This window comes from Pseudomonas frederiksbergensis, assembly GCF_003732705.1.
Taxonomy (GTDB): Bacteria; Pseudomonadota; Gammaproteobacteria; order Pseudomonadales; family Pseudomonadaceae; genus Aquipseudomonas; species Aquipseudomonas frederiksbergensis_F.
Genome location: NZ_MOBR01000041.1, coordinates 260,802 through 280,519, shown reverse-complemented (window position 1 = coordinate 280,519; position 19,718 = coordinate 260,802). Strand labels below are relative to the sequence as shown.

Annotated in this window: 18 protein-coding genes; 12 read left to right on the top strand and 6 right to left on the bottom strand. The window is 60.8% G+C overall.

Annotated features, from left to right (window positions below; all coding sequences use genetic code 11):
• Nucleotides 1-109: 109 nt before the first annotated feature.
• The 3 genes from BK667_RS28870 to BK667_RS28860 form a co-directional block, all read right to left on the bottom strand.
• Complete coding sequence (locus BK667_RS28870) at nucleotides 110-934, bottom strand: SDR family oxidoreductase (protein ID WP_123599607.1); 825 nt, start codon at nucleotides 932-934, stop codon at nucleotides 110-112.
• 200 nt (nucleotides 935-1,134) lie between these two features.
• Nucleotides 1,135-1,668, bottom strand: a complete 534-nt coding sequence (locus BK667_RS28865) for an REP-associated tyrosine transposase (RefSeq protein ID WP_123599606.1) — start codon at nucleotides 1,666-1,668, stop codon at nucleotides 1,135-1,137.
• A 250-nt stretch (nucleotides 1,669-1,918) separates the two neighbouring features.
• Nucleotides 1,919-2,959, bottom strand: a complete 1,041-nt coding sequence (locus BK667_RS28860) for a threonine aldolase family protein (protein WP_123513166.1) — start codon at nucleotides 2,957-2,959, stop codon at nucleotides 1,919-1,921.
• A 131-nt stretch (nucleotides 2,960-3,090) separates the two neighbouring features.
• Here BK667_RS28860 and BK667_RS28855 point away from each other — a divergent pair, with 131 nt between their 5' ends.
• From BK667_RS28855 to fdhA, 8 genes are all read left to right on the top strand, one after another.
• A complete protein-coding gene (locus tag BK667_RS28855; protein WP_123599605.1) occupies nucleotides 3,091-3,807 on the top strand; it encodes a TraX family protein in 717 nt (238 codons plus the stop codon).
• Nucleotides 3,808-4,091: 284 nt separating this feature from the next.
• Entirely contained in the window at nucleotides 4,092-5,345 is a 1,254-nt protein-coding gene (glyA, locus tag BK667_RS28850) for a serine hydroxymethyltransferase (protein ID WP_123513162.1), read from the top strand.
• A gap of 23 nt (nucleotides 5,346-5,368) precedes the next feature.
• Complete coding sequence (locus tag BK667_RS28845; protein WP_123410388.1) at nucleotides 5,369-6,619, top strand: sarcosine oxidase subunit beta; 1,251 nt, start codon at nucleotides 5,369-5,371, stop codon at nucleotides 6,617-6,619.
• A gap of 14 nt (nucleotides 6,620-6,633) precedes the next feature.
• A complete protein-coding gene (locus tag BK667_RS28840) occupies nucleotides 6,634-6,963 on the top strand; it encodes a sarcosine oxidase subunit delta (RefSeq protein WP_123513161.1) in 330 nt (109 codons plus the stop codon).
• Nucleotides 6,960-9,977 (top strand): sarcosine oxidase subunit alpha, encoded by a 3,018-nt coding sequence (locus BK667_RS28835; RefSeq protein ID WP_123513159.1) that lies wholly within the window; start codon nucleotides 6,960-6,962, stop codon nucleotides 9,975-9,977. Before BK667_RS28840 ends, BK667_RS28835 begins: the two co-directional genes overlap by 4 nt.
• A gap of 145 nt (nucleotides 9,978-10,122) precedes the next feature.
• On the top strand, nucleotides 10,123-10,755 hold the full coding sequence (locus tag BK667_RS28830) for a sarcosine oxidase subunit gamma (protein ID WP_123513157.1): 633 nt from the start codon (nucleotides 10,123-10,125) through the stop codon (nucleotides 10,753-10,755).
• Between the two features lie 244 nt (nucleotides 10,756-10,999).
• Nucleotides 11,000-11,857, top strand: a complete 858-nt coding sequence (gene purU / locus BK667_RS28825; RefSeq protein WP_123513155.1) for a formyltetrahydrofolate deformylase — start codon at nucleotides 11,000-11,002, stop codon at nucleotides 11,855-11,857.
• A 207-nt stretch (nucleotides 11,858-12,064) separates the two neighbouring features.
• The gene (gene fdhA / locus BK667_RS28820; protein ID WP_007947729.1) at nucleotides 12,065-13,264 is read left to right on the top strand and encodes a formaldehyde dehydrogenase, glutathione-independent; all 1,200 of its coding nucleotides are present in this window, start codon (nucleotides 12,065-12,067) and stop codon (nucleotides 13,262-13,264) included.
• A 162-nt stretch (nucleotides 13,265-13,426) separates the two neighbouring features.
• On the opposite strand, the gene BK667_RS28815 is transcribed toward fdhA, so the two are convergent.
• Together BK667_RS28815 and BK667_RS28810 are read right to left on the bottom strand one after the other, a co-directional pair.
• Nucleotides 13,427-14,101 carry an anti-sigma factor gene (locus BK667_RS28815; protein WP_123599604.1) on the bottom strand — a complete coding sequence of 225 codons (675 nt, stop codon included), beginning with the start codon at nucleotides 14,099-14,101 and terminating at the stop codon, nucleotides 13,427-13,429.
• On the bottom strand, nucleotides 14,098-14,724 hold the full coding sequence (locus tag BK667_RS28810; RefSeq protein ID WP_123599603.1) for a sigma-70 family RNA polymerase sigma factor: 627 nt from the start codon (nucleotides 14,722-14,724) through the stop codon (nucleotides 14,098-14,100). Before BK667_RS28810 ends, BK667_RS28815 begins: the two co-directional genes overlap by 4 nt.
• Before the next feature lie 372 nt (nucleotides 14,725-15,096).
• Between BK667_RS28810 and BK667_RS28805 the strand changes: the two genes are divergently transcribed.
• Nucleotides 15,097-15,657, top strand: a complete 561-nt coding sequence (locus tag BK667_RS28805; RefSeq protein WP_123599602.1) for a DUF2780 domain-containing protein — start codon at nucleotides 15,097-15,099, stop codon at nucleotides 15,655-15,657.
• A gap of 1 nt (nucleotide 15,658) precedes the next feature.
• Here BK667_RS28805 and yihG read toward each other — a convergent pair whose 3' ends face one another.
• Nucleotides 15,659-16,546 (bottom strand): 1-acylglycerol-3-phosphate O-acyltransferase, YihG family, encoded by an 888-nt coding sequence (gene yihG / locus BK667_RS28800; RefSeq protein WP_123599601.1) that lies wholly within the window; start codon nucleotides 16,544-16,546, stop codon nucleotides 15,659-15,661.
• Between the two features lie 286 nt (nucleotides 16,547-16,832).
• On the opposite strand from yihG, the gene rloA2 reads away from it, so the two are divergent.
• From rloA2 to creC, 3 genes are read left to right on the top strand one after another with little or no spacing between them, the layout of a single operon-like run.
• Nucleotides 16,833-17,339: a retropepsin-like aspartic peptidase RloA2 gene (gene rloA2, locus BK667_RS28795; RefSeq protein ID WP_185058290.1), complete on the top strand. Its 507-nt coding sequence runs from the start codon at nucleotides 16,833-16,835 to the stop codon at nucleotides 17,337-17,339.
• A 59-nt stretch (nucleotides 17,340-17,398) separates the two neighbouring features.
• Nucleotides 17,399-18,079 (top strand): two-component system response regulator CreB, encoded by a 681-nt coding sequence (gene creB, locus BK667_RS28790; protein ID WP_123599599.1) that lies wholly within the window; start codon nucleotides 17,399-17,401, stop codon nucleotides 18,077-18,079.
• Nucleotides 18,079-19,500, top strand: a complete 1,422-nt coding sequence (creC, locus tag BK667_RS28785; RefSeq protein WP_123599598.1) for a two-component system sensor histidine kinase CreC — start codon at nucleotides 18,079-18,081, stop codon at nucleotides 19,498-19,500. The genes creB and creC overlap by 1 nt, the downstream gene beginning before the upstream one ends.
• Nucleotides 19,501-19,718: the final 218 nt, after the last annotated feature.

Genomic DNA, 19,718 nt, shown 5'->3' with positions numbered 1-19,718 from the left:
ACTCGGTTTTTCAGGTCGACGTAGCTCTAAGAGCACCTCAGTCAGTCCCCTCGCCCCTTTGGGGAGAGGGTTAGGGAGAGGGGTGGGCCCAGCTGACACTACAAACCCCTCAATCGACAAACAGGTCTGGCATCAGTTTGTCGGTGGAGTCCGGTTCAAACCGATACCCCTCGAAATCCGTCACTCCGCTTTCGCGCAAAACCTCCTCATCAATCAGCAACCGTCCGGTAATGCTGCGGCCAGCGCTGTCCAGAATGATGTGCGCAGCATCCGCCATGATCGCTGGCGTTCGTGCATGTTTGAAGGACTCCCGCGAGCCGAGTTGAAACTCGATAGCGGCGGTGGCGATCATGGTTTGCGGCCATAGCGAGTTGACGCTGATGCCGGAGTTCTTGAATTCCTCGCTCATCCCCAACGTGAGCATGCTCATGCCGTATTTGGTCACGGTGTAGGGGCTGTATTGCGCGAACCATTTCGTCGCCAGGTTCAGCGGCGGCGACAGGTTGAGGATGTGGCCCTTGGATTTTTTCAGATAGGGCAGAGCCGCCTGGCTGCACAGCAACACGGCACGGGTGTTGATCTGGTGCATCAAGTCGAAACGCTTGAGCTCGATGTGTTGCACCCCCGTCAATTTGATCGCTCCGGCGTTGTTGATCAGCGCGTCAATCCCGCCGAAATGATCGTTGGCCTGGGCCAATGCCTCACGCACCGCGACTTCATCGCGCACATCAACCTGCAACGCCAACGCCTTGCCGCCCGCCGTTTCAACTTCCTTGGCCACACTGAAAATCGTGCCCGGCAGTTTGGGATGCGGCTCGGCACTTTTGGCCGCAATCACAACATTGGCCCCATCCCGCGCGGCCCGCAGCGCAATCTCGCGCCCGATACCACGGCTGGCGCCAGTGATGAACAGGGTTTTGCCTTGTAGGGACATGCGTGCGCTCCTGATTATTTTTATCTGAGCAGATTAATGTAGACCAAGGCGTGCGCCACAACTGATCGTTCCCACGCTCTGCGTGGGAATGCAGCCCGTGACGCTCTGCGTCACAACGGTGGTCGGCTTTAAATCGGCGGTGAAGCTGGAACGCGGAGCGTCCCTGGATGCATTCCCACGCGGAGCGTGGGAACGATCTGTCAGTACCACCGCTGAATCTGAATGAGTCCTTCCTGGCCGGCGTAATCTCGGGCGCTTGAGTACCTCCACTGTTCCGGTAAGTCCACATACCCACGCTTCACCGGGTTGTAATGGATGTAGTCCAGCTTTTGGCGCATCACTGTTTCGCTGTACACCATCTCTGCGTGTGAGCCTTCCTGCCAAAGTTGATAAACACGATCCTTTTTGTGCGCTCGTTTACTGAAACGCAGGCGCTGCAATGCGCGCTCGGCACCCTTGCTTTGCAAGTCATTGATGATTTGTCGAGCGGTGAAGGATTTGAACTGGCTTAGGCATTTACTCAGGTCTGGAGCTTGCGCGACGAAGTGCAGATGGTTTTCGAGAATCACATAGCCGTATAGCCGCAGCTCCTGATGAGTTTGTTGATAGCGCCAGCAGTTGAGCAGGTGATCGACGATATAAGGCCGGATGAACAGCGGGAGCCATTCCAGGAGGGTGCAGGTGAGGAAGTGGGGTTTGTCGGGTTCGGTGATGGCGTAACGGCTTCGGCCCATGGGTGCATTCCTTTGCGAGGGAATGATTAGGGTGAGCTGTGTGTTGACGTCAGGCTAGAGGATGGCGCTGCGGAGTGAGTGGGAAATTGCGACGCGCCCGTAGTGATCGTTCCCACGCTCCGCGTGGGAATGCCTCCAGGGACGCTCCGCGTTCCAGCTTCACCGCCGATGTTGAGTCGAGCACTGTTGTGACGCAGAGCGTCACGGGCTGCATTCCCACGCGGAGCGTGGGAACGATCAGGGGGAGGGTTTAGCGGGACATGACTTCGCGGATGTCTGCCGCCAATTCACGCACGCGTTCTTCTTCGGTGTCCCACGAGCACATGAAGCGGGCGCCGCCGTTGCCGATGAAGGTGTAGAAGCGCCAGCCCTTGGCGGTCAGGGCTGCGATGGCCGGTTCCGAGAGTTGCAGGAACACGCCGTTGGCCTGTACCGGGAACATCAGTTCCACGCCTTGGATATCGCTGACCAGTTCCGCCAGCAGTTGCGCGCAGTGGTTGGCGTGTTTGGCGTATTTGAGCCAGGCGTCGTTTTCCAGGATGCCGACCCACGGGGCCGAGAGAAAGCGCATCTTCGAGGCCAGTTGCCCGGCCTGTTTGCAGCGGTAGTCGAAGTCTTCAGCCAGTTTGTGGTTGAAGAACAGAATCGCCTCGCCCACGGCCATGCCGTTTTTCGTGCCGCCGAAGCACAACACATCGACGCCGGCCTTCCAGGTCAGGTCCGCCGGGGAGCAGCCGAGGAACGCACAGGCGTTGGAGAAGCGCGCGCCGTCCATGTGCAGGTTCAGGCCCAGTTCTTTGCAGGTAACGCTGATGGCGCGGATTTCTTCCGGGGTGTAGACGCTGCCGACTTCGGTCGCCTGGGTCAGGGTCACTACGCGAGGTTTCGGGTAATGGATGTCCTGGCGCTTGAGCGCGACTTCGCGGATCGATTCCGGGGTCAGCTTGCCGTTTTCAGTGCGCGCGACCAGCAGTTTGGAGCCGTTGGAAAAGAATTCTGGTGCGCCGCATTCGTCGGTTTCGACGTGGGCGGTTTCCGAGCAGATCACGCTGTGGTAACTCTGGCACAGCGACGACAGGGCCAGGGAGTTGGCCGCGGTGCCGTTGAACGCGAAGAACACTTCGCAGTCGGTTTCAAACAACTTGCGGAAATCGTCGGACGCCCGTGCGGTCCATTCGTCGTCGCCGTAAGCGCGCTGGTGGCCGTGGTTGGCCTGTTCCATGGCTGCCCAGGCTTCAGGGCAGATACCGGAATAGTTGTCGCTGGCAAATTGTTGGCTCTTATCGGTCATGGCCTGATTCCGTGTTCAAAACCCCTATGGTGAGGAGCTTTGTGGTCAATGATGGTGCGCACTTTACCGAAGATCGTCCGGGGAGCACACGCGATGATGCTGTCAGAAAATTGCACAGTTGACGGGCAATTATGCACATGACGCCAAGGGACGGCGCGCTGGATCTGCTCAAGTGGCTGGCGCTGTTGAGCATGGTGCTCGATCACCTGCGATATGTCGGTTACTCCGTCGATTTTCTATATGTGCCGGGGCGGTTGGCGTTTCCATGGTTCTGTCTGGCGATGGCGGCGAATCTTTCTCGGACGCGTACAGCCGTAACGAGTGCTCAGTGGCGTTATCTGGGTTGGTTGATGGTGTTTAGCGCCATCAGCGAAATCCCCTACCGGCTGTTCATTCCTGATCCCGACACGTTAAACGTGATGCCTACATTGGTGCTGGGCCTGCTGGTGGCGCGCGGTTGGCAGCAACCGACGCTGCAATCACGCGTGCTGGCGGTGGGGGCCGTGTTGCTCGCGGTGCTGTTCCCGGAGCGACTGATGTTCGGATTCTTCGGTGTGCTGTTGCCGCTGGCGATGCTGCTGGTGATCCGCCGGCCCTGGTATTTCAGCCTGTTGCCGGGGCTGGTGTGTCTGGCGGCGAATCAGTGGAGTGTGTTGTATGCCGCTGCGCGGATGGGCAATGGCGCGGCGGTTTTCGGGCTTGCCGCTTGTCTGATTGCGCCATTGCTCGGGCTGTTGCTGTTGCGACACGCCGGACGCCTCAAGCCACCGCCGATGCGTCGCTGGGCGTATGCGCTCTATCCTGCACATTTCCTACTGCTGCTCGCAGTACGTCAGATCATCGCCTAACCCCCTGTGGGAGCGAGCCTGCTCGCGAAGAGGGAGTGTCAGGCAACATCCCCGTTACTGATGCACCGCCTTCGCGAGCAGGCTCGCTCCCACAGGGATCTTCAGTGGATCCAGTAGCTGTTCAGCCAGCCATTTGGGCCCATGTCGTAAACGCACCTTTGCGTGGCGTCCATAGGCATTTGACCTGTCTGCGCCGGTCATACCATCGCATCCAAAGGGCACTGCCGAAAGGTACGTGCCTCACCGAGACGAAAGGCGCACAAGCCGCCGCTGGGAGAGACGCGATGTTCAGCAAGCAAGACCAGATCAAGGGCTACGACGATGCACTGCTGGCGGCGATGAATGCCGAGGAGCAACGCCAGGAAGATCACATCGAGCTGATCGCGTCGGAGAACTACACCAGCAAACGCGTCATGGAAGCGCAAGGCAGTGGCCTGACCAACAAATACGCCGAAGGCTATCCGGGCAAGCGCTACTACGGTGGCTGCGAGCACGTGGACAAGGTTGAAGCCCTGGCCATCGAACGCGCCAAGCAACTGTTCGGCGCCGATTACGCCAACGTCCAGCCGCACTCCGGTTCCTCCGCCAACAGCGCCGTTTACCTGGCCCTGATCCAGGCGGGCGACACCATCCTGGGCATGAGTCTGGCCCACGGCGGTCACCTGACCCACGGCGCGAAAGTGTCGTCCTCGGGCAAGCTCTACAACGCCGTGCAGTACGGTATCGACGTCAAGACCGGCCTGATCGATTACGACGAAGTCGAACGTCTGGCCGTCGAATGCAAGCCGAAAATGATCGTCGCCGGCTTCTCGGCTTACTCCAAGACCCTCGACTTCCCGCGTTTCCGCCAGATTGCCGATAAGGTCGGTGCGCTGCTGTTCGTCGACATGGCCCACGTGGCCGGTCTGGTCGCCGCCGGTCTGTACCCGAATCCGCTGCCGTACGCCGACGTGGTCACCACCACCACCCACAAGACCCTGCGCGGTCCGCGTGGCGGCCTGATCCTGTGCAAGGCCAACGAAGAGATCGAGAAAAAGCTCAACTCCGCCGTATTCCCGGGCGCCCAGGGCGGCCCGCTGATGCACGTCATCGCGGGTAAAGCGGTGTGCTTCAAGGAAGCGCTGGAGCCAGGTTTCAAGGCTTACCAACAACAAGTGATCGACAACGCCCAGGCCATGGCCGGCGTATTTATCAAACGCGGCTACGATGTAGTGTCCGGCGGCACTGACAACCACCTGTTCCTGGTCAGCCTGATCCGTCAGGGCCTCACCGGTAAAGATGCGGACGCCGCCCTCGGTCGCGCCCACATCACCGTGAACAAGAACGCTGTGCCGAACGATCCACAGTCGCCGTTCGTGACCTCGGGCCTGCGTATCGGCACCCCGGCGGTGACCACGCGCGGCTTCAAGGTGACCCAGTGTGTGACGCTGGCCGGCTGGATCTGCGACATCCTCGACAACCTTGGCGATGCCGACGTTGAAGCGAATGTGGCGCAGCAAGTGGCAGCCCTGTGCGCGGACTTCCCGGTTTATCGCTGAGCGCGGTTTTGGAGTAAATGACTATGCAACGCTATTCGGGCTTCGGCCTCTTCAAACACTCCCTCAGCCATCACGAAAACTGGCAGAAAATGTGGCGCACGCCGACCCCGAAAAAGGTCTATGACGTGGTCATCGTCGGCGGTGGCGGGCATGGTCTCGCCACGGCTTACTACCTGGCCAAAGAGCACGGCATCACCAACGTGGCCGTGGTCGAGAAAGGCTGGCTGGGCGGCGGTAACACCGCGCGCAACACCACCATCGTTCGCTCCAACTACCTGTGGGACGAGTCGGCGCACCTGTACGAACACGCAATGAAATTGTGGGAAGGCCTGTCCCAGGACCTGAACTACAACGTGATGTTCTCCCAGCGCGGCGTTTACAACCTGTGCCACACCCTGCAAGACATCCGTGATTCCGAGCGTCGGGTCAGCGCCAACCGCCTCAACGGCGTGGACGGCGAACTGCTCGATGCCAAGCAAGTGGCCGACGAGATTCCGTACCTCGACTGCTCGAAGAACACTCGCTACCCGGTGTTGGGCGCGACCGTTCAGCGTCGCGGCGGCGTGGCCCGTCACGATGCCGTGGCGTGGGGCTTTGCCCGTGCCGCTGACGCACTCGGCGTGGACTTGATCCAGCAGACCGAAGTGATCGGTTTCCGCAAGGAAAACGGCGTGTGCATCGGTGTTGAAACCAACAAGGGCTTTATCGGCGCCAAGCGCGTCGGTGTGGTGACTGCCGGTAACTCCGGGCACATGGCCAAACTCGCCGGTTTCCGCCTGCCGATCGAATCCCACCCGCTGCAAGCGCTGGTGTCCGAGCCGATCAAGCCGATTATCGACAGCGTGATCATGTCCAACGCCGTGCACGGTTACATCAGCCAGTCCGACAAGGGCGACCTGGTGATCGGCGCCGGTATCGACGGCTACAACGGCTACGGCCAGCGTGGTTCGTACCCGGTGATCGAACACACCATCCAGGCCATCGTCGAGATGTTCCCGGTGCTGTCCCGCGTGCGCATGAACCGGCAGTGGGGCGGCATCGTCGACACCACCCCGGATGCGTGCCCGATCATCTCGAAAACTCCAGTGCCGAACATGTTCTTCAACTGCGGTTGGGGCACTGGTGGCTTCAAGGCAACACCTGGCTCGGGCAACGTATTTGCCGCGAGTCTGGCCAAGGGTGAAATGCACCCATTGGCCGCACCTTTCTCCATCGACCGTTTCCACAACGGTGCGTTGATCGATGAACACGGCGCTGCTGCGGTTGCCCACTAACAGGAGAAATCCCCATGTTGCATATCTTCTGTCCTCACTGCGGCGAACTGCGCTCCGAAGAGGAATTCCACGCATCCGGCCAGGCGCACATCCCGCGCCCACTCGACCCGACTTCCTGCACTGACGAGGAGTGGGGCGACTACATGTTCTTCCGCGATAACCCGCGCGGTCTGCACCACGAACTGTGGATCCACGCCGCCGGTTGCCGCCAGTACTTCAACGCGACCCGCGACACCGTGACCTACGAGATTCTCGAAACCTACAAGATCGGCACCAAGCCCCAATTCACCGACAAGACCGATAGCCCGAAAGCGGCGAGCACGGCTCTGGGAGAGAAGGTATGAGCCAGACCAATCGCCTGTCCAACGGCGGACGGATCGACCGCAACAAAGTGCTGAGCTTCACCTTCAACGGCCAGGTCTACAAAGGCTTTGAAGGCGATTCCCTGGCCGCAGCCTTGTTGGCCAACGGTGTGGATATCATCGGTCGCAGCTTCAAGTATTCCCGGCCACGCGGCATCTTCGCCGCCGGTGCCGAAGAGCCGAACGCGGTGCTGCAGATCGGCGCCACCGAAGCCACGCAAATCCCCAACGTGCGCGCCACGCAACAAGCGCTGTATCAAGGTTTGGTCGCCACCAGCACCAACGGCTGGCCGAGCGTGAACAACGACATGATGGGAATTCTCGGCAAGGTCGGCGGCAAGCTGATGCCGCCGGGCTTCTACTACAAAACCTTCATGTACCCGCAATCGTTCTGGATGACCTACGAGAAGTACATTCGTAAGGCCGCCGGTCTGGGCCGCTCGCCGACCGAGAACGATCCGGACACCTACGACTACATGAACCAGCACTGCGACGTGCTGATCGTCGGCGCCGGCCCTGCTGGCCTGGCCGCTGCATTGGCCGCTGCGCGCAGCGGTGCTCGCGTGATCCTGGCCGATGAGCAGGAAGAGTTCGGCGGCAGCTTGCTCGATTCCCGGGAAAGCCTCGACGGCAAACCGGCGACCGAGTGGGTTGCCAGCGTGATTGCCGAACTGAAAGACACCCCGGACGTGTTGCTGTTGCCCCGCGCCACGGTCAACGGTTACCACGACCATAACTTCCTGACCATTCACGAGCGCCTGACCGATCACCTCGGCGACCGCGCACCGATTGGCCAAGTGCGTCAGCGCATCCACCGGGTTCGCGCCAAGCGTGTGGTCCTGGCGACCGGCGCTTGCGAGCGTCCGCTGGTCTACGGCAACAACGACGTGCCGGGCAACATGCTCGCCGGCGCTGTCTCGACTTACGTGCGCCGTTATGGCGTGGCACCGGGCAAGAAGCTTGTGCTGGGTGTCAACAACGACCACGCCTACCGCGTTGCTTTGGATTGGCTCGACGCCAGCCTGCAAGTCGTCGCCATCGCCGACGCCCGCAGCAATCCGCGCGGTGCGCTGGTTGAAGAAGCACGCGCCAAAGGCATCCGCATCCTCACCGGCAGCGCCGTGATTGAGGCTCGCGGCACCAAACGTGTGACCGCTGCGCGCATTGCCGCGATTGATGTCAAAGGCCACGCCGTGACCAGTCCTGGTGAATGGCTGGACTGCGACCTCGTTGCGACTTCCGGTGGCTACAGCCCGGTGGTTCACTTGGCTTCGCACTTGGGCGGCAAGCCGACCTGGCGTGAAGACATTCTCGGTTTTGTACCGGGCGAAGCCCCGCAGAAACGCGTGTGCGTCGGTGGCATCAACGGCGTCTACGGCCTCGGCGATTCCTTGGCCGATGGTTTTGAAGGTGGCGCTCGTGCCGCCAGTGAAGCCGGTTTCAGCGTGGTCGAAGGCACCTTGCCGAAAGCCCTGAGCCGTCTCGAAGAGCCGACCCTGGCGCTGTTCCAAGTGCCGCATGAAAAGAACACCGCTCGTGCGCCGAAGCAATTCGTCGACCTGCAAAACGACGTCACCGCTGCCGCCATCGAACTGGCGACCCGCGAAGGTTTCGAGTCGGTCGAGCACGTCAAACGCTACACCGCGCTGGGCTTCGGTACTGACCAAGGCAAGCTCGGCAACGTCAACGGCCTGGCGATCGCCGCCCGTTCGCTGAACGTGACCATCCCGCAGATGGGCACCACCATGTTCCGCCCGAACTACACGCCGGTGACCTTCGGCGCCGTGGCCGGTCGTCACTGTGGGCACATCTTCGAACCGGTGCGTTTCACCGCGCTGCATCACTGGCACGTGAAAAACGGTGCTGAATTCGAAGACGTCGGTCAGTGGAAACGCCCATGGTACTTCCCGAAAAACGGTGAGGACCTGCACACCGCCGTAAAACGCGAATGCAAAGCCGTGCGCGATAGCGTCGGCCTGCTGGACGCTTCGACCCTGGGCAAGATCGACATCCAGGGCCCGGATGCCCGTGAGTTCCTGAACCGCATCTACACCAACGCCTGGACCAAGCTCGATGTGGGCAAGGCCCGCTACGGTCTGATGTGCAAAGAAGACGGCATGGTCTTCGACGACGGCGTAACCGCTTGCCTGGCCGACAACCATTTCGTGATGACCACCACCACCGGCGGCGCTGCACGCGTGCTGCAATGGCTGGAAATCTACCAACAGACCGAATGGCCAGACCTGAAGGTGTACTTCACCTCCGTGACCGATCACTGGGCAACCATGACCCTGTCCGGGCCGAACAGCCGCAAGCTGCTCAGCGAAGTCACCGACATTGATCTGACCAACGAAGCCTTCCCGTTCATGACCTGGAAAGAAGGCCTGGTCGGCGGTGTGCCGGCGCGGGTGTTCCGGATTTCGTTTACCGGTGAGCTGTCGTACGAAGTCAACGTGCAAGCCGACTACGCCATGGGCGTGCTCGAAAAAATCGTCGCGGCGGGCAAGCAGTACAACCTGACCCCGTACGGCACCGAAACCATGCACGTACTGCGGGCCGAGAAGGGCTTCATCATCGTCGGCCAAGACACCGACGGCTCGATGACCCCCGATGACTTGAACATGGGCTGGTGTGTCGGTCGCACCAAACCGTTCTCGTGGATCGGCCAACGTGGCATGAACCGTGAAGACTGCGTGCGTGATCAACGCAAGCAACTGGTGGGCCTGAAGCCGATCGATCCGACCAAATGGCTGCCGGAAGGCGCGCAACTGGTGTTCAACACCAAGCAAACCATCCCGATGACTATGGTTGGTCACGTGACTTCCAGCTACGCGCACAACTCCCTGGGCTATTCGTTTGCCATGGGCGTGGTGAAGGGCGGCTTGAAACGCCTGGGTGAGCGAGTGTTCGCACCGCTGGCCGATGGCAGCGTGATCGAGGCGGAGATTGTTTCTTCGGTGTTCTTCGATCCGAAGGGTGATCGCCAGAACATCTGACACTGATCGTTCCCACGTCGAGGCGTCGAACCGTCCGCGTGGGAATGCATCCCGGGACGCTCCGCGTCCCAAGAGCGGACGCAGAGCGTCCATGGCGGCATTCCCACGCAGAGCGTGGGAACGATCAACAAAAGAAAGGTGCTTTATGACCGCAGCCAATGTGTACCAACAACGCCCAACCACCGGGGCCAAGGCCGAGTCGTCGCTGCATCACGCCGACCTCGCCAGCCTGGTGGGCAAGGGCCGTAAAAACGCCGGCGTGATCGTGCGTGAGAAAAAACTCCTCGGTCACCTGACCATCCGTGGCGATGGCCACGATGCCGCATTCAGCGCTGGCGTACACAAGGCCCTGGGCATCGAACTGCCGGGCGCATTGAGCGTCATCGTCAAAGGCGAAACCAGCCTGCAATGGATGGGCCCGGATGAATGGCTGCTGATCGTGCCGACCGGCGAAGAATTCGCCGCCGAGCAAAAGCTGCGTGAAGCGCTGGGCGATTTGCATATCCAGATCGTCAACGTCAGCGGCGGCCAGCAGATCCTCGAACTGAGCGGCCCGAACGTGCGCCAGGTGTTGATGAAATCCACCAGCTACGACGTGCACCCCAACAGTTTTCCGGTGGGCAAGGCAGTCGGCACGGTATTCGCCAAGTCGCAATTGGTGATTCGCCACACCGCCGAAGACACCTGGGAACTGCTGATTCGTCGCAGCTTCTCGGATTACTGGTGGTTGTGGTTGCAGGATGCGGCGGCTGAGTACGGGCTTAGCGTCCAGGCTTAAAAGCCACCCCTCACCCCACCCCTCTCCCCTGAGGGGAGAGGGGGAAAGGGGGCCGATCTCCAGTGTTTTTAGTTTTTGTGTCTGGCTTTAAATCGCTTTTGAAGAGCCTGAGTTCAACTCGGTATTACAGGTCGATGTAGCTCCAAGAACAACTCGGTCAGTCCCCTCGCCCCTTTGGGGAGAGGGTTAGGGTGAGGGGTGGATTTCCCTGACACCCAGCACAATGAACAGGAGTCACCGCACTATGAGCCGCGCCCCAGACACATGGATTCTGACCGCCGACTGCCCAAGCGTCCTCGGCACCGTGGATGCGGTGACCCGCTTTCTGTTCGAGCAGGGCTGCTACGTCACCGAGCACCACTCTTTCGATGACCGGCTCTCGGGTCGTTTCTTCATTCGCGTGGAATTTCGCCAGCCTGACGGCTTCGACGAACAAGCCTTCCGCGCCGGCCTCGAAGAACGTGGCCAAGCCTTCGGCATGATCTTCGAACTGACCCCACCGAACTACCGGCCAAAAGTGGTGATCATGGTCTCCAAGGCCGATCACTGCCTCAACGACTTGCTCTACCGCCAGCGCATCGGCCAGTTGTCGATGGACGTCGCCGCCGTGGTTTCCAATCACCCGGACCTCAAGCCGTTGGCGGACTGGCACCAGATTCCGTACTACCACTTCCCCCTCGACCCGAACGACAAACCGTCGCAAGAGCGCCAGGTGTTGCAGGTGATCGAAGAGTCCGGCGCCGAACTGGTGATCCTTGCCCGTTACATGCAAGTTCTGTCGCCGGAGCTGTGCCGCAAACTCGACGGCAAGGCGATCAACATTCACCACTCCCTGCTGCCGGGTTTTAAGGGCGCCAAGCCGTATCACCAGGCCTACAACAAAGGCGTGAAACTGGTCGGCGCCACGGCGCACTACATCAACAACGATCTGGACGAAGGCCCGATCATCGCCCAGGGCGTGGAGGTCGTGGACCACAGTCATTACCCGGAAGATTTGATCGCCAAGGGGCGGGATATTGAAGGGCTGACGTTGGCGCGGGCCGTGGGGTATCACATTGAGAGACGAGTGTTTTTGAACGCCAATCGCACCGTCGTTCTTTAGATCGCTATCGCGAGCAAGCTCGCTCCCACAGGGTTTTGTGTGGTTCGAAGACGTTGTGTACACCCCCGATCCACTGTGGGAGCGAGCTTGCTCGCGATGGCGGCGTAACAAACAACACAAAAGACACAGGCAATAACCCGAGCAATCAACGCGCCGCCGCTCCATGGCGACGCGACCGCTACATAAAAACAACAGCGAGGTGAAAGCATGTCTGGTAATCGTGGTGTCGTGTATCTCGGCAACGGCAAGGTCGAAATACAGAAAATCGACTATCCCAAAATGCAGGACCCGCGCGGCAGGAAGATTAATCACGCTGTGATCCTGCGCGTAGTGTCCACCAACATCTGTGGTTCTGATCAGCACATGGTGCGCGGTCGTACCACTGCTCAAACCGGCCTGGTCCTGGGTCACGAAATCACCGGTGAAGTGATCGAGAAGGGCAGCGACGTCGAGAATCTGCAAATCGGCGACCTGGTGTCCGTCCCGTTCAACGTCGCTTGCGGGCGCTGCCGTTCCTGCAAAGAGATGCACACCGGTGTCTGCCTGAGCGTTAACCCGGCCCGTCCCGGCGGAGCTTACGGTTATGTCGACATGGGTGACTGGACCGGCGGCCAGGCGGAATACGCGATGGTGCCGTACGCCGACTTCAACCTGCTGAAACTGCCGGACCGCGATCGCGCGATGGAAAAAATCCGCGACCTGACCTGCCTCTCCGACATCCTGCCGACCGGTTACCACGGCGCAGTGACTGCCGGCGTTGGCCCGGGCAGCACCGTGTACATCGCGGGCGCCGGCCCTGTCGGTCTGGCCGCTGCCGCTTCCGCTCGCCTGCTGGGCGCGGCGGTGGTGATCATCGGTGACGTCAACACCGTGCGCCTGGCCCACGCCAAGGCCCAGGGTTTCGAAATCGCCGACCTGTCCCTCGACACCCCGCTGCACGAACAAATCGCCGCGCTACTGGGCGAGCCTGAAGTGGATTGTGCCGTCGACGCCGTGGGCTTCGAAGCGCGCGGTCACGGTCATGACGGTGTGAAACACGAAGCACCGGCCACCGTGCTCAACTCGCTGATGGGCGTGGTACGGGTTGCCGGCAAAATCGGTATTCCGGGCCTGTACGTGACTGAAGATCCGGGTGCTGTGGATGCTGCCGCGAAAATGGGCAGCCTGAGCATTCGCTTCGGTCTGGGCTGGGCCAAATCCCACAGCTTCCACACTGGCCAGACGCCCGTGATGAAGTACAACCGTCAGTTGATGCAGGCGATCATGTGGGACCGCATTCACATTGCCGACATCGTCGGCGTGGAAGTCATCAGCCTTGATGACGCGCCACGTGGCTACGGCGAGTTCGATGCCGGCGTACCGAAGAAGTTTGTGATCGATCCGCACAAGTTGTTCAGCGCGGCGTAAGGCTTCACACCATGCAAAACGGCGACCTCAGGGTCGCCGATCGTTCCCACGCTCTGCGTGGGAATGCAGCCCGGGACGCTCCGCGTCCCAAAGCGTAACGCGGAGCGTCACTGGAAGCATTCCCACGCGGAGCGTGGGAACGATCATCATCTTGCTGTTTGCTCACAACGCCGCCAGCGCCCCTTGATACAACACCGGCCCCGTCGGTTGCCCGGTCGGCGAGCCACCCTTGGGCTCCAGGCTCACCGCCAACGCAATCGGTTTGCCGATCAACGCTTTCTGCGCATCACTGAGTTCAACCTTGCCTTTGCCGCCCGCCGGAATCACGCCGAGGGAAATCGGTTTGCCGTCCGCCGGTATCGCCCACAACTCCAGGCTGCGTCCCGGATCAACCGCAGCCAAGGTCAGCGGCTCGACGTTCAGGAAATTCGCGTGGGCTTCAACTTTCAATGCAGGTTGTGCGTCGGCGCTGAGCAGGGTGGCGCTGTAGCGGGCATCGTCGCGGTTGTAGAGCATGCTCAGGAACACGACCACCACCAGCGAGCCTATCGCCGCCGTCACCCGCATCCAGTTCCAGAATGAACGCTTCTCGGGCACGTGCAGCCGCTGCGGTTCGATCCGCGCGGTGATCCCCTGCCACACATGCTCTGGCACCGGTTGTTCAGGCAGGGATTCGGTCAAACTGGCCAGGCTTTCCTGCCAGTGCGCCAGTTCTGCGCGCAATGCCGCATCCTCCAGCAGCAATTGTTCAAAACGTCGGCGCGCCGCAGCAGGCATCAAGCCGATGGCGTAATCGGCGGCGAGGGCGCGGCGCAGGGGCGGGGTTTGGTAGTTCATGATTCAAGGCACCTGCGCAGGCGCTCCATACCGCGGCGAATCCAGGATTTGACCGAACCCAGCGGTGCGGCCAAATGCTCGGCCAGTTCAGAGCAGGACAGCCCTTGAAAGTACGCGACAGTGATCGATTGACGCTGCATGCCTTCGAGGCTTTCCAGGCAGCGGTTCAGGGCCTTGGCTTCGCGACGGCTATTGAGTAATTCGTGGGCCGACGGACTTTCATCCACCAGTGCCAGTTCTTCCAGATCGGTCAACGGCCGGTCGCGGTGCTTGCGCAACTGATCGATGGCCTGGTTGCGGGTGATGTTGATCATCCAGGTCAGCGGCGCCGACAGGTGTGATTCATAGCGCGAGGCGTTATTCCAGATCCGCACGAAGCTTTCCTGCAACACTTCTTCGGCCAGGTCATGGCGGCCCATGAAGCGCAGGGCAACACCATACAAACGCGGGCCGACGCTGCGGTAGAGCGTCTCGAACGCGCGGCGGTCCCCCAGTGAACACTGGGCCAGAAGCTGCCGGAGCTGATCGGTGTCGGCGATGGCAATAACGGTTCTCCAGGCAATCGAAGGAGCGATGGTGGGCTGCGAAGAGGTTAGTCCACGGCGCGCGGTTGTTCCATTCACGGGGGTGACCCTTCTGGGAGAGCATCGGCCAGAAGTGTCTGTCCGTGCTAGATATACGCGGCGGGGTCTAGACTGGATGCAGCACGAAGAAACTCTTTGTGACTGAGGCTTATGTGGCGAGGGGGCTTGTCGGAATGCCGCACCACCCCGTTCGGCTGCGAAGCAGTCGTCAGTCCGTTGAATGCGGTCTGCCTGGAAAATGCAGGGGCCGCTTCGCGACCCAACGGGGTGGTGCGGCATTCCGACAAGCCCCCTCGCCACAAAAGCCCGCTCCCACAGGGTAGGGTGGGAACAATCCTCGGGGATGTCAGTCGAACGCACAGTTTTTCGCCGCCCATGGGTGGGCGGTTTATGCCTAAAGAGGTTGTCTCGATGAAGATTTCACGCGGTTTTGCACTGGCTTCGCTTATGACCCTGGCGGCCAGCCCGGTCTTCGCCGGGTTCAGCCTGGACGATGTGACCAAAGCGGCTTCGAGCATGCAGGGCGGTAACGTCGCCACTGCCGCCGCCCCGACGCAGGAAACCGCTGGACTGCTCGGCGCGCTGACTTCGCAGTTGAATGTAAAGCCCGAGCAAGCCGTCGGTGGCACCGCGGCGATGCTGGGATTGGCGAAGAATCAACTGAGCAACACCGATTATTCGCAACTGGCCAAAAGCGTGCCGGGGCTGGACAAGCTGTCGGGTGGTGGCGGTCAATTGGGCGCCCTGAGTGGGTTGCTCGGTTCGTCCGGTAAATCGGCCGGCCTGGAAAATGCCTTGGGCAATGTGAAGAACACCAATGACCTGAACAGTGCATTCGGTGCGCTGGGCATGGACAGCGGGATGGTCGGCCAGTTTGCCCCGGTGATCCTCCAGTACCTTGGCGGCCAGGGCGTTGGCGGTCCATTGCTGGAAAGCCTGGGCGGGATTTGGGGCGCCGGTTCCGGTAGCTGATTCAGCAACGCTCGACGCGCAACGCGTCGATGCGCCGGTCCTTCTCGATCCAGAGCTGGTTGACCCAGTTCTGGATGGTTTCGCGAAACTGCGGATCGTTTTCGTAATCCCCCTGCCACAACGCCGGGTCCAGTTCGCGGGTCTGGATGTCGATGATGACCTTCGGCACGTTGCCGCTGATCAAATCCCAGAACCCCGGAATCTTCTGCTGCGGATACACCACCGTCACATCGAGGATGGCGTCCAGCTGTTCGCCCATGGCCGCCAGCACAAACGCCACGCCGCCAGCCTTGGGCTTGAGCAAGTGGGTGAACGGTGATTGCTGCTGAGCGCGTTTGACCGCGGTAAAACGCGTGCCTTCCAGGTAATTCACCACCGTCACCGGCTGACGCTTGTACAGCTCGCACGCCGCTTTGGTGATCTCCAGATCATGCCCGGCCAATTCAGGATTCTTCGCCAGAAACGCCTTGGTGTAGCGCTTCATGAACGGGTAATCCAGCGCCCACCAGGCCAGGCCGAGGAACGGCACCCAGATCAGTTCTTTCTTGAGGAAGAATTTGAAGAACGGCGTGCGCCGGTTCAGGGTCTGGATCAGCGCCGGAATATCGACCCAGGACTGGTGGTTGCTGATCACCAGATACGAGGTGTCGCCGCGCAGGTCATCGCCGCCGCGAATGTCCCATTGGGTGGGGATGCACAGCCGGAAGATCAGCTTGTCGATTTCGGCCCAGGTCTCGGCGATCCACATCACCGACCACGAGGCATAGTCGCGAAAACGCCCGGGCAGGACCAGTTTGAGCAAGGCAAACACCATCAGCGGGCCGAACAGGACCAGGGTGTTGAGCAACAGCAGGAGGGTAACGAAACAGCCGGTGAGCAGGCGGCGCATAAGTAACTCTTGGAAGCTTTTGGGCGCGCCATGATAAGCAGCTTCGGGCGGCAGGCCAAATCGGCGGTGACGAATGTTTCACCTCTGAACGGTTAACCTCTTTCCACCGATCGTTCCCCACGCGGCTGATCGTTCCCACGCTCTGCGTGGGAATGCATCCCGGGACGCTCCGCGTCCCAAAGCGGACGCAGAGCGTCCATGGCGGCATTCCCACGCAGAGCGTGGGAACGATCTAACCGATAAAGGTCTAAAATCCCGCTGCCCACTCCTTATGGATGCCCAATACGTGAAATCCCTCCTTGCACTGCTGACCCTCGTGGCCCTGCCGGTCATGGCCGCCGAGCCGACCCTCTACGGGCGCTACGAATACATCGCGCTGCCGGAAATCGGCGGTGAAGTTCTCAAGGCCAAAATGGACACCGGTGCCCTGACCGCGTCGCTGTCGGCCAAGGACATCGAAATGTTCACCCGTGACGGCGACGAGTGGGTGCGGTTCCGCCTCGGCACCAAGGACGCCAGCAACAAGGTCTACGAGCACAAGATCGCGCGGATCAGCAAGATCAAGACCCGCTCCGAAGAAGACGAAGACGAGAAGGACGAAGCCGCCCCCACCAAGCGTCCTGTCGTCGATCTGGAACTGTGCCTGGGCAACGTCAAGCGCACGGTCGAGGTCAACCTCACCGACCGCAGCAGCTTCAATTACCCACTACTGATCGGCGCCAAGGCCCTGCGTGAATTCGGCGCTGCGGTGAACCCGGCGCGACGCTTTACCGCGGATAAACCCGACTGCTGATTGACGAGATGTGAGGCTTGGGCCACCGTTGCGCAACTTAACTGCCGTGCTCGGACGCCATGCCTCATATCCTGATTGTCGAAGACGAAGCGGCCATTGCCGACACGTTGATTTTTGCGTTGCAGGGCGAAGGCTTCACCACCACGTGGGTGAGCCTCGGCGCGGCGGCGCTTGAGCATCAGCGCCAGACCCCGGCCGACCTGATCATTCTCGACATCGGACTGCCGGACATCAGCGGCTTCGAAACCTGCAAGCAATTGCGTCGATTCAGCGACGTGCCGGTGATTTTTCTCAGCGCTCGCGATGCCGAGATCGACCGCGTCGTGGGCCTGGAAATCGGCGCCGACGATTATGTGGTCAAGCCGTTCAGCCCCCGGGAAGTGGCGGCGCGGGTCCGGGCGATCCTGAAGCGCATGGCCCCACGTGCTTCAGCCGAAGGGGCCTCGACGCTGTTCTGCATCGACAGCGAACGGGTACAGATCAGCTATCGCGGCCAGCCCCTGAGCCTGACCCGCCACGAATTCCGCCTGCTGCAATGCCTGCTCGAACAGCCCGAACGCGTCTTCAGCCGCGAACAGTTACTTGATGCCCTGGGCGTGGCCGCCGACGCCGGTTACGAACGCAGCATCGACAGCCACATCAAAAGCGTGCGCGCCAAGCTGCGCCGGGTACGGGCCGACGCCGAACCGATCCAGACCCATCGCGGCCTCGGCTACAGCTACAGCCCGGGGCACAGCTGATGTCGTTGGGGATCCGGATTTTCCTGGTCTACGTGCTGTTTATCGGTTTGACCGGTTATTTCGTGCTCAACACCGTCATGGAAGAAATCCGCCCCGGCGTGCGGCAGTCCACCGAAGAAACTCTGGTGGACACCGCCAACCTGATGGCCGAAATCCTGCGTGACGACTTCAAGGCTGGGACGCTCAACCAGAATCACTGGCCGCAACTGCTCAAGGCCTACGGCGAGCGACAGCCAAAAGCGAGCATCTGGGGCCTGCCGAAAAACCAGGTCAACCACCGCATCTACGTCACCGACGCCAAAGGCATCGTGGTGCTGGACTCTAGCGGCGCGGCAGTGGGCCAGGATTACTCGCGCTGGAACGATGTCTACCTGACCCTGCGCGGCGAATACGGAGCGCGCTCGACCCGCAGCGATCCCAACGACGCGACTTCCTCGGTGATGCACGTCGGCGCGCCGATCCGCGACGACGGCCAGATCATCGGCGAGGTCACCGTGGCCAAGCCCAACAGCTCGCTCCAACCCTACGTTGATCGCACCGAGCGGCGACTGCTCGCGTATGGCGCCGGATTGATCGGCCTCGGCTTGTTGTTCGGCGCATTGCTGTCCTGGTGGCTAAGCGTGGCGCTGCGGCGGCTGACGACTTACGCCCAAGCGGTCAGCGAAGGCCGACGGGTCGAGGTGCCGCACTATCGCGGCGGTGAACTGGAACAACTGGCGACAGCGCTCGAGCAGATGCGCACGCAACTGGAAGGCAAGGCCTACGTCGAGCGCTATGTGCACACCCTGACCCATGAATTGAAAAGCCCATTGGCGGCGATTCGCGGCGCGGCGGAACTGTTGCAAGGTGAGATGCCCGTGGCCCAGCAGCAGCGTTTCGTCAGCAACATCGACAGCGAAAGTGCGCGGATGCAGCAGTTGATCGAGCGGTTGCTGAATTTGGCTCAGGTCGAACAGCGGCAAGGCCTGGAAGAGCGAGTCGAAGTGCCATTGGCCGCGTTAGTGGGTGAGCTGCTGGATGCTCAGGCGGCGCGGATCGAGGGTAAACAGTTGCGGGTGGAACAAGTGATCGCTCCGGATCTGGTCGTGATCGGCGAGCCGTTTCTGTTGCGCCAGGCGTTGGGCAATCTGCTGGAAAACGCCCTGGATTTCACCCCGATTCGAGGGCAGTTGCGCTTCAGTGCCGAGCGGGTGGGTGAGCAGGTTGAGTTCAGGCTGTTCAACCAGGCGGAGGCGATTCCCGAGTATGCGTTGCCGCGGTTGAGTGAGCGGTTCTACTCATTGCCAAGGCCGGACAGTGGCAGGAAAAGCACTGGGTTGGGGCTTAATTTCGTCGAAGAAGTGGTTAAGTTGCATGGTGGTGAGATGAGCATTGGTAATGTCGAGGGCGGGGTTGAAGTGATACTTATGCTGCCAATATAGATCCACCCCTCACCCCAGCCCTCTCCCCAGAGGGGAGAGGGGGAAAGGGAGCCGATCTCCATCGCTCTTAAGACCCGAGTTCGACTCGGTATTTCAGGTCGATGTAGCTCCGAGAACACCTCGGTCAGTCCCCTCTACCCCTTGGGGAGAGGGTTAGGGTGAGGGGTGGATTTTCCTGCCGGAACACTTTCCACACACTCTCCACATTCCCCCCACAA